The organism is Sphingobium nicotianae, assembly GCF_018603885.1.
GTDB lineage: Bacteria > Pseudomonadota > Alphaproteobacteria > Sphingomonadales > Sphingomonadaceae > Sphingobium > Sphingobium nicotianae.
The window spans coordinates 1-14,199 of sequence record NZ_JAHGAW010000001.1; the positions used below are offsets into that span (position 1 = coordinate 1).

The following is a 14,199-nucleotide window of genomic DNA, read 5'->3' on the forward strand; positions in this document are numbered from 1 at the left end:
ATAACCAGCACCGACCCCACACGAGCCTCGACGGACTCACGCCGGCGGAATATGCAACCCGGGCCGCAGAGGCCCATAACGCGAACAGAGCTAACTTATAATCGCGGACAATCTGGGGAGCAGGTCATCGGGCAAGCTGATCCTGCATCAGGAGCTGGCGAATGGTCAGATCGAGACCACCATCCTTACCGCCGGCCAATATGCGGTCAACCCGCCCGGCGTCTGGCACACTGCCGACATCGATGGCGAGACACGCGCGCTGTTCATCACAGCCGGAGCGGGGACGGAGAACCGGCCGCGCTGACGACGGCGGCTCAGGCGCGCGACCCTGCCCGGCGCAGGATCACGTAGAGGATCAGGCCGAGCCCGTTCCAGAGGAAGAAGCGGATTTGGGTAGCGCCTGGCAGTGTCACGAACAGAGCGATGCATCCGGCGATGCCGATCAGCCCGACGAGCGGCGCCAGCGGTGTGCGGAACGGGCGCGGCCGGTCCGGCTCGCGCCGCCGCAGGATCAGCATGGCGGCGCCGACCGCCACGAAGGCGCAGAGCGTCCCGGCATTGGCCAGCGCGGCGATCTCGGCGAGCGGCAGGAAGGCGGCGATCACGGCGACGATGATCGCCGTGCCGATCGTCACCGCGACGGGCACGCCGCTCCTCGGATGAACACGACCGAGGCGCGCGGGCAGCAACCCGTCGCGCGCCATGACGAAGAAGATGCGCGTCTGGCCAAACAGGAAGGCGAGGATCACCGTCGGCAGCGCGATCACCGCCACCGCGCCGAAGATCTTCGCGGCCAGATCGCTGCCGAGCACGCGCAGGACAAGCGCCAGCGGCTCGGCGGAGCTCGCGAAGTCCGCCACCGGCACGGCGCCGATCGCGCTTGCCGCCACGCCCATGTAGATGATCACGCAGACCAGCATCGATCCGACGATGCCGATGGTGAGGTCCCGCTCGGGATTGCGCGCTTCCTCGGCGGCGGTCGAGACGGCATCGAAGCCGTAGAAGGCGAAGAAGATGATCGAGGCGGCCGCGAGCACGCCGCGCTTGGTGCCGTCCGGATCGACATGGCCGAGGAAGCCGTGCGGCATGAAGGGCGCGAAGTTCGCCTGATCGAAGGCGGGCAGGGTGATCGCCACGAACAGGGCCAGCGCGCCCACCTTCAGCACGACGAGGATGGTGTTGAGCGTCGCCGATTCGCGCGTGCCGATCAGCAGCAGCCCGGCGACGATTGCGATAATGGCCACCGCTGGCAGGTTGATCAGGCCGCCTGCATCCGGCCCCGCGATCAGCGCCTTGGGCAGCCCCCAGCCGCTCGCTTCCATGAAGCCTGCAAAATAGCCCGACCAGCCGACCGCGACGGTTGAACAAACCACCGAATATTCGAGGATGAGGCTCCAGCCGACGATCCAGGCGATCGTCTCGCCGACCGCGACATAGCTGTAGGTATAGGCGCTGCCCGATTGCGGGATCATCGCCGCCAATTCGGCATACGCGAGCGCGGCGGCGGCGCAGACGAGGCCCGCGATGAGGAAGGACAGGATGACGCCGGGGCCGGCCAGCGCCGCGCCGACGCCGGTCAGCGTGAGGATGCCCGTGCCGACGATGGCGCCGACGCCCAGCGCCATCAGATGCGCCCAGCCGAGCGTGCGGCGCAACCTGTGATGCTCGGCCCGCGCCGCCGGAGCGTCGATCGCCTTGCGAGGTCCCCAAAGTCCGCTCACGTCAACCCTCCCGGGAACTCAGCTATTGGTCGCTTCCTCCAGCCAGCGCCGCCGCAGCCGGGGCGCTTTGTCGAGCTTGGCCGCTGCCTTGATCTCGTTCTGCAGATCCTCGCGCTTCTGATGCACCGACGCAATGACCGGCCCCATCGCAATGCCCAGGTCGACCAGGGCTGTCTCTGCCAGATGTAGCGAGCTTTCGAGCGTCTCGGGCACCGCATCGCTCGCGCCGGCACTGTACAGTTCGGCGGCGTGAGCGGTGTCGCGCGCGCGCGCGATGATCGGGAGATTGCTCGCCCAGCCGCGCACACGCCGAGTGATGCGCACGGCGAGCACGGGATCGTCCATGGTGATGATGAGCGCATTGGCATGGCCGAGACGCAGGCGATCGAGCGTGTCTGGCCGCGCGACATCGCCAAAGCGCACGACATAGCCCTCCCGCCGTGCTTGGTTGACGATGTCGATGTCGCTCTCGACGCCAACATAGGGCTGGTCATGGCTGCGCAGCAGTTCCGCGACCATGCGCCCGACGCGCCCGAAGCCGAGGATGACCGTGCGGCTCGCATCGTCGGCGGCGATATCGGCCTCCAGTCCGCCCGAGCGCAGCTCGATCCGGCGAGCGATGTCATGGCCGACGCGCGCGAGGATCGGCGTGACGGTCAGGCCGATTGCGGTGGCCATCTGCCAGAACTCTGCGATATCGGTGCTGATCAGCCGTGCCGTGACTGCCGTGCCGAGCACGATCAGCGTGGTCTCGGAGGGGCTCGCCATCAGCATGCTGGTCTCGAGTGCCACACCGCGCCGCGCGCCCGCCAGCCGTAGCAATGTCGCGGTCATCACGGTCTTGATGACGATCACCGCCGTGATCGCCAGCAGGAGAGAGCCCCACTGCTTAGCCAGCGCCAACGGATCGATGCCCATGCCGACAGTGATCAGGAACACGCCGAGCGCGAGACCTTTGAACGGCTCGGTCATGCTTTCGACCTCGCCGTGATAATCCGTCTCGGCAATCAGAAGGCCCGCGACGAGCGCGCCGACGATCGGTGACAGGCCAGCAGCAGCGGTGACGAGGCTGGAAACCATGACGACGAGCAGACTGGCGGCGAGGAACACTTCCGAGCTTTTGGTGCGCGCGGCTTGCGCGAAGAGATGTGGGAGAATGAAACGCCCGCCGACCAGCATGACGGCCACTGTAATTCCACCCGTCATGATCACGCCGACCAAATTGGCCCAGCCATCGTCGCCGACATTGGGGGCCATGGCGCCGAGGGCGAAAACGATCGGCACCAGCGCCAGATCCTCGAACAGCAGCATCGAGAAGGCAGCCTTGCCGACCGCTGATTGCGTGCCGGAGATGGGCAGGACCAACGCTGTCGAGGAGAGCGCAAGCGCAAGGCCAAGGCCGATCGCGGCATAAAGACTGCTGCCGAACAGCAGGAAGCCGCCGGCGATGATGGCGGCGCTGCCGATTAGCTCCGCCGCGCCGATGCCGAAGACCATGCCGCGCATCGACCAGAGCCGCTTGAACGACAACTCGAGGCCGATCGAGAAGAGCAGTAGGACGATGCCGAACTCGGCAAAGGCGCTGATCGCGGTCGAATTGGAGATGGTGACGTAGAAGAGCGCTGGTACGCGATCGACGAACTGGCCCAGCCCGAGCGGCCCGACCAGCATGCCGACCAGGATGAATCCAATGACCGGGCTGATCCGCAGTCGCGCGAAGGCGGGGATGACGAGGCCAGCCGCACCAAGGATCACCAGCGCATCGCTGTATCCCACACTGCCGAAGGCCCCGTGCGTCATGGCGCGCGCCTCGCGGTGATCACGTGTGCGTCAGAGCTCCGCCCGGCCCGCATCGCATGGTGCGCGGAAACGGGGTCGGGACGAAGCAATGACGTCAAAACCGGCAATCCTTATTTCCAGCTGCCCATCTCGGTTTCGAGATTGACGCGAATCTGCTCGAAGAACTGCTCGGTGGTCATCCAGGCCTGTTCCGGGCCGACCAGCAGCGCGAGATCCTTCGTCATGTGGCCATCCTCGACGGTCTTGACGCACACGCGCTCCAGCGCCTCGGCGAAACGCACCACTTCGGGCGTCTCGTCGAACTTGCCGCGAAACTTGAGACCGCCGGTCCAGGCGAAGATCGAGGCGATCGGATTGGTCGAGGTCGCCTTGCCCTGCTGGTGCTGACGATAGTGGCGCGTGACCGTACCGTGCGCAGCCTCGGCCTCGACGGTCTTGCCGTCCGGCGTCATCAGCACCGAGGTCATGAGGCCGAGCGAGCCGAAGCCCTGGGCGACCTGATCGGACTGGACGTCGCCGTCGTAATTCTTGCAGGCCCAGACGAACTTGCCGCTCCACTTGAGCGCGGAAGCGACCATGTCGTCGATCAGGCGATGCTCATAGACGATGCCAGCATCGGCAAACTTCTGCTTGAATTCGCTTTCATAAACTTCCTGGAACAGATCCTTGAAGCGGCCGTCATAGGCCTTGAGGATGGTGTTCTTGGTCGAGAGATAGAGCGGCCAGCCGCGACCGAGAGCGTAGTTCATGCTGGCGCGGCCGAAATCGCGAATCGAATCCTCGAGATTGTACATGGCCATCGCCACGCCAGCGCCCGGGAACTTGAAGACCTCGCGATCGATGACCTGACCGTCATCGCCTTCCCAGATCAGGCGCAACTTGCCGGGGCCGGGGACGACGAAGTCCGTCGCGCGATACTGGTCGCCATAGGCATGACGGCCGACGACGATCGGATCGGTCCAGCCGGGGATCAGGCGGGGTACATTCTTGATGACGATCGGCTCGCGGAAAATGGTGCCACCAAGAATGTTACGGATCGTGCCGTTGGGCGACTTCCACATGCTCTTGAGATGGAATTCCTCGACGCGTGCCTCGTCCGGCGTGATCGTGGCGCACTTTACGCCGACGCCATATTTCTTGATCGCCTCGGCTGAATCGATCGTGATCTGATCGTCGGTGCGGTCGCGCTCTTCGACGCCAAGGTCATAATAATGGAGGTCGATGTCGAGATATGGCTTGATCAGCCGCTCGCGAATCCACTCCCAGATGATGCGGGTCATCTCGTCGCCGTCGATTTCGACGACCGGGTTCTTCACCTTGATCTTGCTCATGCGCGGCTGGTCTTTCCCTGTTCTGAAGCCCAAATATGGCCGCGAGGGCGTGCGGCCGCTGGTCTATTCATTGCCTCTAGGCAAGGACGCGTCCGTGATCAACCGCCAGCGCGCCGACGGGCCCTAAAAGGCCAGTTTACAATCAAACGTTGTGCCTATCGGCCGCTCTGCCTAGGATGGCGCCATGTCCACAGAGCTTCCCGGGTCGCAACCGGCTGTCCCCACGCGGACGACAATCAAATGGCATTTCCCGGCCATCCACCCCGAGGGCCGCAAGTTCGGCGGCATTGCCGTGGGCATCACGCTGCTGCTTGCCCTGCTGGGCTGGTCCACGCTGGCCTGGCTGATGGCCGGGCTCACCATCTGGGTCTTCGCGTTTTTCCGTGATCCGATCCGCGCAGTCCCGCAGGACGACTATGCGATCATAGCACCTGCCGACGGCTTGATCACTCTGATCCAGACCGTGCCGCCGCCGCCCGAGATGATGGGGCCGGACAAGCTCGGCATGGAACCGATGATCCGCGTGTCGATTTTCATGAGCGTGTTCGACGTTCACATCAACCGAACGCCGATCGGCGGGACGATCAAGGACGTCGTCTATATCAGCGGCAAGTTCATCAATGCCGATCTCGACAAGGCGAGCGAGGATAATGAGCGCCAGCACATCCTCGTCGAGCGAGCCGATGGTGTGCGGGTCGGCTTCACCCAGATCGCCGGTCTCGTGGCCCGACGCATCGTGCCATTCGTCAAACGCGGCGACATCGTCGCGGCGGGCCAGAGGATCGGCCTGATTCGCTTCGGTAGCCGCGTCGACGTCTACCTGCCCGCCGGGACGGCGCCCAAATGCATGCTCGGCCAGCATACGGTCGCCGGCGAGACGGTGCTTGCCTATATCGGCGATGCGCGCGCCACGACGGGCGTGTTGCAATGAGCCGCACAGCGCCGCGTCAGCCGGGCTCGTCCGGCGCGATCGCCGCGCATCGGCGTCGCTGATGCGCCGGCCGCGCCCAATGTCGATGCGGGTGGGGCGGGATCTCACCTTGCGTCAGGTCGCGCCCAATGCAGTGACGGCGATGGCGCTCTGCTTCGGGCTGACCGCCATCCGTTTCGCGATCCTGGGCAGCAATCCTCAGCAGGCGCAATTGCTCGCACCGACCCGCTCGAACACCTGGTTCTGGGAACTGGCCGTCGGCGCGATCATCTTCGCCGGTGTGCTCGACGGCATGGATGGCCGCATCGCCCGACTGCTGCGCGCGGAAAGCCGCTTCGGCGCCGAGCTGGATTCCCTTTCGGATTGCATCGCCTTCGGGGTCTCGCCCGCGATCGTGCTGTATCTCTGGTCGCTGCAGGAGATGCCGCGCTTCGGATGGGTGGTGGTGCTCGGCCTCGCGCTGAGCTGCGCGCTGCGGCTCGCGCGCTTCAATGCCAATATCGATGTTTCCGTTGCTGATCAGCCGCGCAAGGCGGCGGGCTTCAATACCGGCGTTCCGGCGCCCGCCGGGGCAGGGCTCGCGCTTGTTCCCGTCTATTGCTGGTTCGTTACCGACATGGAGATTTTCCGGGATTGGCGGATCGTCGCGCCCTGGCTGATCTTTACAGCCTTCCTGATGATCTCGAACTTGCCGACCCTGGGCTGGAAGCGCCTGCTCGTCCCGCCGAGCTGGCGCCTGTTTGCCATCTTCGCCGCCGGGCTCTTCGCGGCCATGCTGCTGGTCGCGCCCTGGCACAGCCTGCTCGCATTGTCGCTCGCCTATCTCGCCCTCATCCCGCTTGGGCTGGTGAGCTATGCCCGGGTCAAGCGGCGCGTGGCAAATGCGATAGGCTCGTCCGCACCGCCGGAAGAGTGATCGCCGGCTTCCCCGCTGCGTGTGTGTCGATGCCCTCCAGGCTCAGGCTTCGCAGCGCCTTCATCATTGCAGGACGATACTGCGCGAATTCACGGGCCATGATCGTCAGCGCGGCGATCAGCGCACCAGCGAAGAGAAGAGATCCCAGAGCATAATAAACCATGATCTTCCTTTCCGACTCCCGGGGAAGAATGCGTCCGATTCGGCATCGTTCCCGTATGTTCCCTATTTGTTCTTATTTTCAGGGATCGTCAAGTCTTGCGTTCGCGGCTTTTTTGGCATAAGGGCGCCCGCCTAACCCACATGGACTCCATCACATACCGGTGCCGCTTAGCGGTCACGGGGGTCCAGAGGATCAACCGGAAAGGAATTTACTTATGGCGGCTCCTGTCGTCACTCTGCATCAATTGATCGAAGCCGGCGCGCATTTCGGTCACCAGACCCACCGCTGGAATCCCCGCATGAAGCCGTACATCTTCGGCGAGCGGAACGGCATTCATATCATCGACCTGTCGCAGACCGTGCCGCTCTTCGCACGTGCGCTCGACTTCGTGAACGCCACTGTCGCCGCCGGCGGCAAGGTGCTGTTCGTCGGCACCAAGCGCCAGGCGCAGGATCCGATCGCAGAGGCCGCGCGCCGCTCGAACCAGCATTTCGTCAACCACCGCTGGCTTGGCGGCATGCTCACCAACTGGAAGACTATCTCGGGCTCGATCAAGCGCCTGAAGTCGCTCGAGGAGAAGTTGAGCGGTGACACGCACGGCTTCACCAAGAAGGAAGTGCTCCAGATGACCCGCGAGCGCGACAAGCTCGAGCTCTCGCTCGGCGGCATTCGCGACATGGGCGGCATCCCGGACGTGATGTTCGTGATCGACGCCAACAAGGAAGAGCTGGCGATCAAGGAAGCCAACACGCTCGGCATCCCGGTCGTCGCCATCCTGGATTCGAACGTCAATCCGCAGGGCATCGCTTTCCCGGTTCCGGCCAATGACGACGCCAGCCGCGCGATCCGCCTCTATTGCGATGCGATCGCCCAGTCGGCGACCCGCGGCAATCAGGGCGCGGCCGCTGCGTCCGGCCTCGACCTCGGCGCCATGGACGTGCCGCCGGCCGAAGAGACGCTGACCGAAGAGGCCTGAGGCCCCGTCACACACGCGCAATGATGCGCGGGCAGGGCGCGGGGCCAGGATCGGCTCCGCGCCCGCCCGTCATTTACGGACAACTCACTCAAGCTTGAGGAAGACAATCATGGCAGAGATTACTGCAGCCGCCGTCAAGGATCTGCGCGAGCGTTCGGGCGCCGGCATGATGGACTGCAAGAAGGCGCTTTCCGAGACCGGCGGCGACATCGAGGCGGCCGTCGACTGGCTGCGCGCCAAGGGTCTGGCTGCGGCACAGAAGAAGTCGAGCCGCACCGCTGCCGAAGGTCTCGTCGCGGTCGCCGTCGATGGCACGCGCGGCGTTGCCGTCGAGGTCAACAGCGAGACCGACTTCGTTGCCAAAAATGAGCAGTTCCAGAACTTCGTCCGTACCTCGGCTGAGGTCGCGCTGGCCAATGCCATCACCGATGCCGAAGCGCTCAAAAGCGCGCCGCATCCGGCGGGCGGCACGATGAACGATGCGCTGGTGACCAACGTTGCCACGATCGGCGAGAACCAGCAGCTGCGCCGCGTCAAGGCCGTGGCGGTCGGTCAGGGCGTCGTTGTCGACTATATGCACAATGCGGTCGCGCCCGGTCTCGGCAAGATCGGCGTGCTGGTTGCGCTGGAGAGCCCGGCCGGCGCCGACGTGTTGACCCCGCTCGGCAAGCAGATCGCGATGCACATCGCGGCGGCTTTCCCGATCGCGCTCAACGCATCTGATATCGATCCGGAGATTCTCGAGCGCGAGCGCAAGATCGCGACCGAGAAGGCGGCCGAGTCGGGCAAGCCCGCCGATATCATCGCCAAGATGGTTGAGGGCGGCGTCGCCAAGTTCGCCAAGGAGAATGCGCTTCTCTCGCAGCTCTTCGTGATGGACAACAAGACGCCGATCGCCGACGTCGTCGCGAAGGCGGCCAAGGATGCCGGCACGACCATCACGCTCAAGGACTATGTCCGCTTCCAGCTCGGCGAGGGCATCGAGAAGGAAGTCAGCGATTTCGCGGCGGAAGTCGCGGCGGCCGCGGGCGTCTGATCTCATCCACAACTTACAGCGCGGGGCATCGCTCGGCGCTTGGCATCGCGGCGCGGCCTAACTAAGGTCGCGCCGCTTCCTTATTCCTCGCGTATCGAAGGCCTTCATGTCATCAGCACCCGCCAAGCGCATATTACTCAAGCTCTCCGGCGAGGCGGCGATGGGCGACCAGAGCTTTGGCATCGATCCGGCGACGGTCGCGCGCGTTGCGGGGGAAGTGAAGCAGGCCAAGGATCAGGGCTACGAGCTTTGCCTGGTCATCGGCGGCGGCAATATCTTCCGTGGCATGGCGGGCGCCGCCAAGGGCATGGACCGCGCCAATGCCGATTATATGGGCATGCTCGCGACGGTCATGAACGCGCTCGCGATGCAGGATGCGCTGGAACATCTCGGCGTCGCCACGCGCGTCCAGTCGGCCATTCCGATGTCGAGCATCTGCGAGCCCTATATCCGCCGCCGGGCGCTGCGCCATCTTGAGAAAGGTCGCGTGGTGATCTTTGCGGCAGGTGTGGGCAGTCCCTATTTCACAACGGACAGCGGCGCAGCCCTGCGCGCGGCGGAGATGGATTGCGACGCGCTCTACAAAGGCACCTCGGTCGATGGCGTCTATAATGCGGATCCGAAGCTTGTTCCTGCTGCAAAGCGTTTCGATGCAGTGAGTTATGATCAGGTTCTCAATCAAAATCTCAAGGTGATGGATGCAAGCGCGCTGGCGCTCTGCCGTGACAATAATGTCCCCATCATCGTCTTCAACATTCGCGAACAAGGCAATCTCGCTAAGGTCTTGGCCGGTCAGGGCGTTTCGACGATCGTCAACGCTGACGGCGTCAAGGCCGCGGCCTGATCGCCAACAAAGCATAAGGAGAAGCTCATGGCCAAGTATGACAAGGCAGATCTAGAGCGCCGCATGGCTGGCGCCGTCGAGGCCCTGAAGCATGACCTGAGCGGCCTGCGCACTGGCCGCGCCAACACGGCTTTGCTCGATCCGATCACTGTCGAGGTCTATGGCTCGCACATGCCGCTCAACACGGTGGCGACCGTTTCGGCGCCCGAGCCGCGCATGCTCTCGGTGCAGGTGTGGGACAAGAGCAATGTCGGCCCCGTCGACAAGGCGATCCGCTCCGCCGGCCTCGGCCTCAATCCGATCATCGACGGCCAGAATGTCCGTTTGCCGATCCCCGATCTCACCGAGGAGCGCCGCAAGGAGCTTGCCAAGCTCGCCAACCAATATGCCGAGAAGGCGCGCATTGCCGCCCGTAATGTCCGCCGCGACGGCAACGACAATCTCAAGGCCGACGAGAAGAAGGGCGAGATCAGCGAGGACGAGCGCAAGCGCCACGAGACCGAGGTGCAGAAGCTGACCGACGCGACGATCGCCGACATCGATGCGGCAGCGCAGGCCAAGGAAAAGGAAATCCTTGGCAAATAAGCGGCTCCCTGGCCCGGCGCGGCGCAGATGATCCTCTCGCGTTCCAGAGCGTCGCGCAAGCCGGCGCCTGATGCCGCAGGCGAGGGCGGGCAGGGCGCGCCGCCGCGCCATGTCGCGATCATTATGGACGGAAATGGCCGCTGGGCCAAGGCACGCCGTCTGCCGCGCCTCGCGGGACATCGCGCCGGCGCCGAGGCGGTGCGGCGGACACTGCGGGCAGCGGCGAAGCTCGGCATTGAATGCGTAACGCTCTATGCCTTTTCCTCTGAGAACTGGAAGCGTCCGGAGCAGGAAATCGCGGACCTGACCGGTCTGATGAAGCAATTTCTCCGCTCCGAGCTGGACGAGATCCACGCCGCCAATATCCGCCTGAAGATCATTGGCGATCATCACGCCTTCGAGCCGGAGGCGGCCCGGATGGTCGACGCGGCCGTGGAAAAAACGGCAGAGAACACCGGCTCGACGCTGGTCGTGGCGCTCAATTATGGCGCGCAGGATGAGCTGGCCCGCGCGATGCGGACGCTTGGCGAGCGCATCCGCGCCGGGACGCTCGAGCCGGCCGGGGTCACGCCTGCGCTCATTGCCGCCGAGCTGGACACGGCGAATTTGCCGCCCCTCGATCTGCTGATCCGCACCTCGGGCGAGCAACGCTTGTCCAATTTCCTGCTCTGGCAGGTGGCCTATGCCGAGCTGTATTTCACCGAGACGCTCTGGCCCGATTTTGACGAGGCGGCGCTGGCGCAGGCGGTGGCGAGCTTCGGAAAGCGCGAGCGCCGATATGGGGGGCTCTGATGGCTGACGTCACGCGCCGCTCCGATCTGGCCGTGCGGACGGCCTCGGCGGTTGTGATGATCGCGCTGGCCGGTCTCGCGCTTTGGGCCGGTGGCGGCGTCCTGCTGCTCTTCGTGCTGCTGTCGGCCGGGCTGGTCTTCTGGGAATGGCGCGGGATCGTGCTGCGTTTCCCCGATAGCGGGCCGACCAAGGCGCTCTGGCTGGTCGCCGGGCTGCTCTATGTCGGCAGCGCGGCCTGGGCGATCCTGTCGTTCGACAGCGGCGCCCGGCTAATGCTGATCGCTCTGGTCATCGCTACCGATGTCGGAGCCTATTTCGCCGGCCGCGCGATCGGCGGGCCAAAGATCGCGCCGTCGATCAGCCCGTCCAAGACCTGGGCTGGGCTGGGCGGCGGCATGCTCGCGGCCGGATTGCTGTCCGCCATCGTCCTGACGCTCGGCCTTTATGCCATGTCGGACAGTGTCGAGCGCAGCTCTTCCGATCACTGGTTCGAGCCGGGCTTCGCGGCGCTCGCGTTCCTCACCGGTGCTTGCATCGCCATCGTCGCCCAGATCGGCGATTTCTTCGAGAGCTGGATGAAGCGGCGGGCGGGGGTCAAGGATAGCGGCAATCTCATCCCCGGCCATGGCGGCGTGTTCGATCGGGTGGACGGACTGCTCTTCGCGGCGATCGTCGCCGGGCTGGCGCTCTCCTTGGTGGGGCATTTCCTGTGACGACCGCGCCGCGCAGCGTCTCCATCTTTGGCGCGACCGGCTCGGTCGGCCAGTCGACGCTCGATCTGATCGGCCGCGATCCCGATGCATTCGAGATATTCGCACTCACCGCCGGTTGCGACGTTGCCAAGCTCGCCACAGCGGCGATCGAGCATCGCGCCCGCCTTGCCGTGGTGGCGGACGAGCGCTGCTACGCTGACCTGAAGGCTGCCCTGTCCGGTACCGGAATCGAGGCCGCCGCCGGCGCGGGTGCACTGGTCGACGCCACCGACATGGGCGCCGACTGGACGATGGCCTCGATCGTCGGCTGCGCAGGCCTCGCGCCTACCTTCGCGGCGATCCGCAAGGGGCGCACCGTTGCACTTGCCAACAAGGAGGCGCTTGTCTCCGCCGGCGCTGTCATGATGTCTGCCGTCGCCCAGAGCGGCGCGACGTTGCTGCCGGTTGATAGCGAGCATAATGCCATCTTCCAGTGCCTCGCCAGTGGCGACATTGATGCCGTTGCCCGGATCACGCTCACCGCGAGCGGTGGCCCGTTCCGCACTTTCTCGCGCGAGGAGATGGCGCTGGTGACGCCCGCTCAGGCGGTCAAGCATCCCAACTGGTCGATGGGCCGCAAGATCAGCATCGACAGCGCCACCATGATGAACAAGGGGCTCGAGCTGATCGAGGCCTATCACCTGTTCCCCGTCGGCCTCGACCGGTTTTCAATCCTCGTTCATCCGCAGTCGGTCATCCACTCGATGGTGGAATATCGCGATCGCTCCACCATTGCGCAGCTCGGTTCACCGGACATGCGGATCCCCATCGCCAGCGCGCTAGCCTGGCCGGCGCGGATGGAGACCCCCTGCAAGGCGCTTGATCTTGCGACGATCGGCCGGCTCGATTTCGAGGCGCCGGACGAGCAGCGCTTCCCGGCTCTGCGGCTGGCACGCGAGGCCATCGAGGCGGGTGGCAGCGCGCCTGCGATCCTCAATGCCGCCAACGAAGTCGCCGTCGCCGCCTTCCTCGACGGGCGCATCGGCTTTCTTGATATTGGCCGGATCGTCGAAGACGTGCTAGCTCGATCCAATCAGGGTCCGCTCGCCACGAGCATCGACGAGATCTGGACCATCGACCTGTCGGCGCGCCAGCTTGCTGAGCGCCTGGCTGCGGAGCTCATCAATTGACCGATAGTCCCAGTTTCCTCTTCACGCTTCTCTCCTTCCTGCTCGTGATCGGGCCGCTCGTGTTCATCCACGAGATGGGGCATTATCTGGTCGGACGCTGGTTCGGGGTGCATGCCGAGACCTTCTCGATCGGCTTCGGCAAGGAACTGACAGCCTGGCACGACAGGCGTGGCACGCGCTGGCGCATCGCCGCGCTGCCGCTCGGTGGCTATGTGAAGTTCGCCGGCGACATGAATGCGGCGAGCCAGTCAGATCCCGCCTGGCTGGAGTTGCCTGCCAACGAGCGCAATCGCTGCTTCCCGGCGAAACCGCTCTGGCAGCGTGCCCTGATCGTCGCGGCGGGGCCGATCATCAACCTGCTGTTCGCCGCCCTGGTGCTCGCTGGCTTCGCTTATGTCTATGGGGACAATGTGACGCCCGCCAAGGTCGGTGAGGTCGTGAGCGGTAGCCCGGGCGAGAAGGCTGGCCTCCACGCCGGCGACCGGATCCTCGCGATTGACGGCCAAGCGATCACCCTGTTCCCCGAGCTGAACAAGGCGGTCATGTCGCGGCTCCCCGGCGATAAGGTGACGCTACAGGTGGAGCGCGACGGCGCCGGGTTCGAGGTGCCGTTGGTTCTCGGTACGCGTGTCGAGAAGGATAATTTCGGCAATATCTACCGTCTGCCACAGATCGGCGTGCGGGCAGTTGATCCCGTGCAGCGCGATGTGAGCCTCCTGGAGGCGCCGATCGTCGGTCTGCGCCGCACCGGCGAGCTGGTCGGCGTCATGGTCCATGGCCTGGCTGACATCCTTACCGGGCGCCGCGCCGTCAGCGAGCTCGGCGGCCCGCTCAAGATCGCGCAAATCTCGGGCGAACAGGCCTCGTTGGGCCCGCAGGCCTTCATTGCCTTCCTCGCTTTGGTGTCGATTAACTTGGGGTTCATCAACCTGTTGCCAATTCCCATGCTCGACGGGGGTCATTTATTCTTTTACGGGATCGAAGCCATTCAGCGCAGACCGGTCAGCGCCCGTTTTCAGGAGATCGCATTTCGTTCCGGCCTCGCGCTTTTGCTGGGTCTGATGATTTTCGTGACCGTGAACGATCTGGGCTCGTTCGGCCTCTGGCGGGGCCTGTCCGGCTTGATTGGCTGAAGCGGTTGGGGCAGGGGAACAGCGCGCATCGCCGCATCGGCCGATGCGCTTTCAGGTTTAGGCGAGGAAGTAGGGTTTGAGCGAATTTA

At 64.7% G+C, this 14,199-nt stretch carries 15 protein-coding genes; 11 read left to right on the forward strand and 4 right to left on the reverse strand.

Features of this window, described 5'->3' with window-relative positions; all coding sequences use genetic code 11:
* Positions 1-314 precede the first annotated feature (314 nt).
* From KK488_RS00005 to KK488_RS00015, 3 genes are all read right to left on the reverse strand, one after another.
* Entirely contained in the window at positions 315-1,721 is a 1,407-nt protein-coding gene (locus KK488_RS00005; protein ID WP_214621093.1) for an amino acid permease, read from the reverse strand.
* A gap of 18 nt (positions 1,722-1,739) precedes the next feature.
* Positions 1,740-3,521: a cation:proton antiporter domain-containing protein gene (locus tag KK488_RS00010; RefSeq protein ID WP_214621094.1), complete on the reverse strand. Its 1,782-nt coding sequence runs from the start codon at positions 3,519-3,521 to the stop codon at positions 1,740-1,742.
* 110 nt (positions 3,522-3,631) lie between these two features.
* Positions 3,632-4,852 carry an NADP-dependent isocitrate dehydrogenase gene (locus KK488_RS00015; protein ID WP_214621095.1) on the reverse strand — a complete coding sequence of 407 codons (1,221 nt, stop codon included), beginning with the start codon at positions 4,850-4,852 and terminating at the stop codon, positions 3,632-3,634.
* Here KK488_RS00015 and KK488_RS21530 point away from each other — a divergent pair.
* The 3 genes from KK488_RS21530 (at position 4,851) to KK488_RS00025 (ending at position 6,699) form a co-directional block, all read left to right on the forward strand.
* The gene (locus KK488_RS21530) at positions 4,851-4,979 is read left to right on the forward strand and encodes a hypothetical protein (protein ID WP_284732106.1); all 129 of its coding nucleotides are present in this window, start codon (positions 4,851-4,853) and stop codon (positions 4,977-4,979) included. The two genes, KK488_RS00015 and KK488_RS21530, sit on opposite strands and share 2 nt — an antisense overlap.
* 57 nt (positions 4,980-5,036) lie before the next feature.
* Complete coding sequence (locus KK488_RS00020; protein ID WP_214621096.1) at positions 5,037-5,783, forward strand: phosphatidylserine decarboxylase; 747 nt, start codon at positions 5,037-5,039, stop codon at positions 5,781-5,783.
* Between the two features lie 61 nt (positions 5,784-5,844).
* On the forward strand, positions 5,845-6,699 hold the full coding sequence (locus tag KK488_RS00025) for a CDP-alcohol phosphatidyltransferase family protein (protein ID WP_214621097.1): 855 nt from the start codon (positions 5,845-5,847) through the stop codon (positions 6,697-6,699).
* Here KK488_RS00025 and KK488_RS00030 read toward each other — a convergent pair.
* Entirely contained in the window at positions 6,647-6,862 is a 216-nt protein-coding gene (locus tag KK488_RS00030) for a hypothetical protein (protein ID WP_214621098.1), read from the reverse strand. The two genes, KK488_RS00025 and KK488_RS00030, sit on opposite strands and share 53 nt — an antisense overlap.
* Positions 6,863-7,076: 214 nt before the next feature.
* Here KK488_RS00030 and rpsB point away from each other — a divergent pair, with 214 nt between their 5' ends.
* From rpsB to rseP, 8 genes are all read left to right on the forward strand, one after another.
* Positions 7,077-7,838, forward strand: coding sequence for a 30S ribosomal protein S2 (gene rpsB, locus KK488_RS00035; protein ID WP_214621099.1), 762 nt, complete (start codon positions 7,077-7,079; stop codon positions 7,836-7,838).
* A 109-nt stretch (positions 7,839-7,947) separates the two neighbouring features.
* Entirely contained in the window at positions 7,948-8,874 is a 927-nt protein-coding gene (gene tsf, locus KK488_RS00040; protein WP_214621100.1) for a translation elongation factor Ts, read from the forward strand.
* Between the two features lie 106 nt (positions 8,875-8,980).
* The gene (gene pyrH / locus KK488_RS00045; RefSeq protein ID WP_214621101.1) at positions 8,981-9,718 is read left to right on the forward strand and encodes a UMP kinase; all 738 of its coding nucleotides are present in this window, start codon (positions 8,981-8,983) and stop codon (positions 9,716-9,718) included.
* 27 nt (positions 9,719-9,745) lie between these two features.
* Positions 9,746-10,303, forward strand: a complete 558-nt coding sequence (gene frr / locus KK488_RS00050) for a ribosome recycling factor (protein ID WP_214621102.1) — start codon at positions 9,746-9,748, stop codon at positions 10,301-10,303.
* A 27-nt stretch (positions 10,304-10,330) separates the two neighbouring features.
* Positions 10,331-11,095: an isoprenyl transferase gene (locus tag KK488_RS00055; protein ID WP_214621103.1), complete on the forward strand. Its 765-nt coding sequence runs from the start codon at positions 10,331-10,333 to the stop codon at positions 11,093-11,095.
* Positions 11,095-11,808 carry a phosphatidate cytidylyltransferase gene (locus KK488_RS00060; RefSeq protein WP_214621104.1) on the forward strand — a complete coding sequence of 238 codons (714 nt, stop codon included), beginning with the start codon at positions 11,095-11,097 and terminating at the stop codon, positions 11,806-11,808. The genes KK488_RS00055 and KK488_RS00060 overlap by 1 nt, the downstream gene beginning before the upstream one ends.
* Positions 11,805-12,977 carry a 1-deoxy-D-xylulose-5-phosphate reductoisomerase gene (locus KK488_RS00065; protein ID WP_214621105.1) on the forward strand — a complete coding sequence of 391 codons (1,173 nt, stop codon included), beginning with the start codon at positions 11,805-11,807 and terminating at the stop codon, positions 12,975-12,977. The genes KK488_RS00060 and KK488_RS00065 overlap by 4 nt, the downstream gene beginning before the upstream one ends.
* Positions 12,974-14,110: an RIP metalloprotease RseP gene (rseP, locus tag KK488_RS00070; protein ID WP_214621106.1), complete on the forward strand. Its 1,137-nt coding sequence runs from the start codon at positions 12,974-12,976 to the stop codon at positions 14,108-14,110. Before KK488_RS00065 ends, rseP begins: the two co-directional genes overlap by 4 nt.
* Positions 14,111-14,199: the final 89 nt, after the last annotated feature.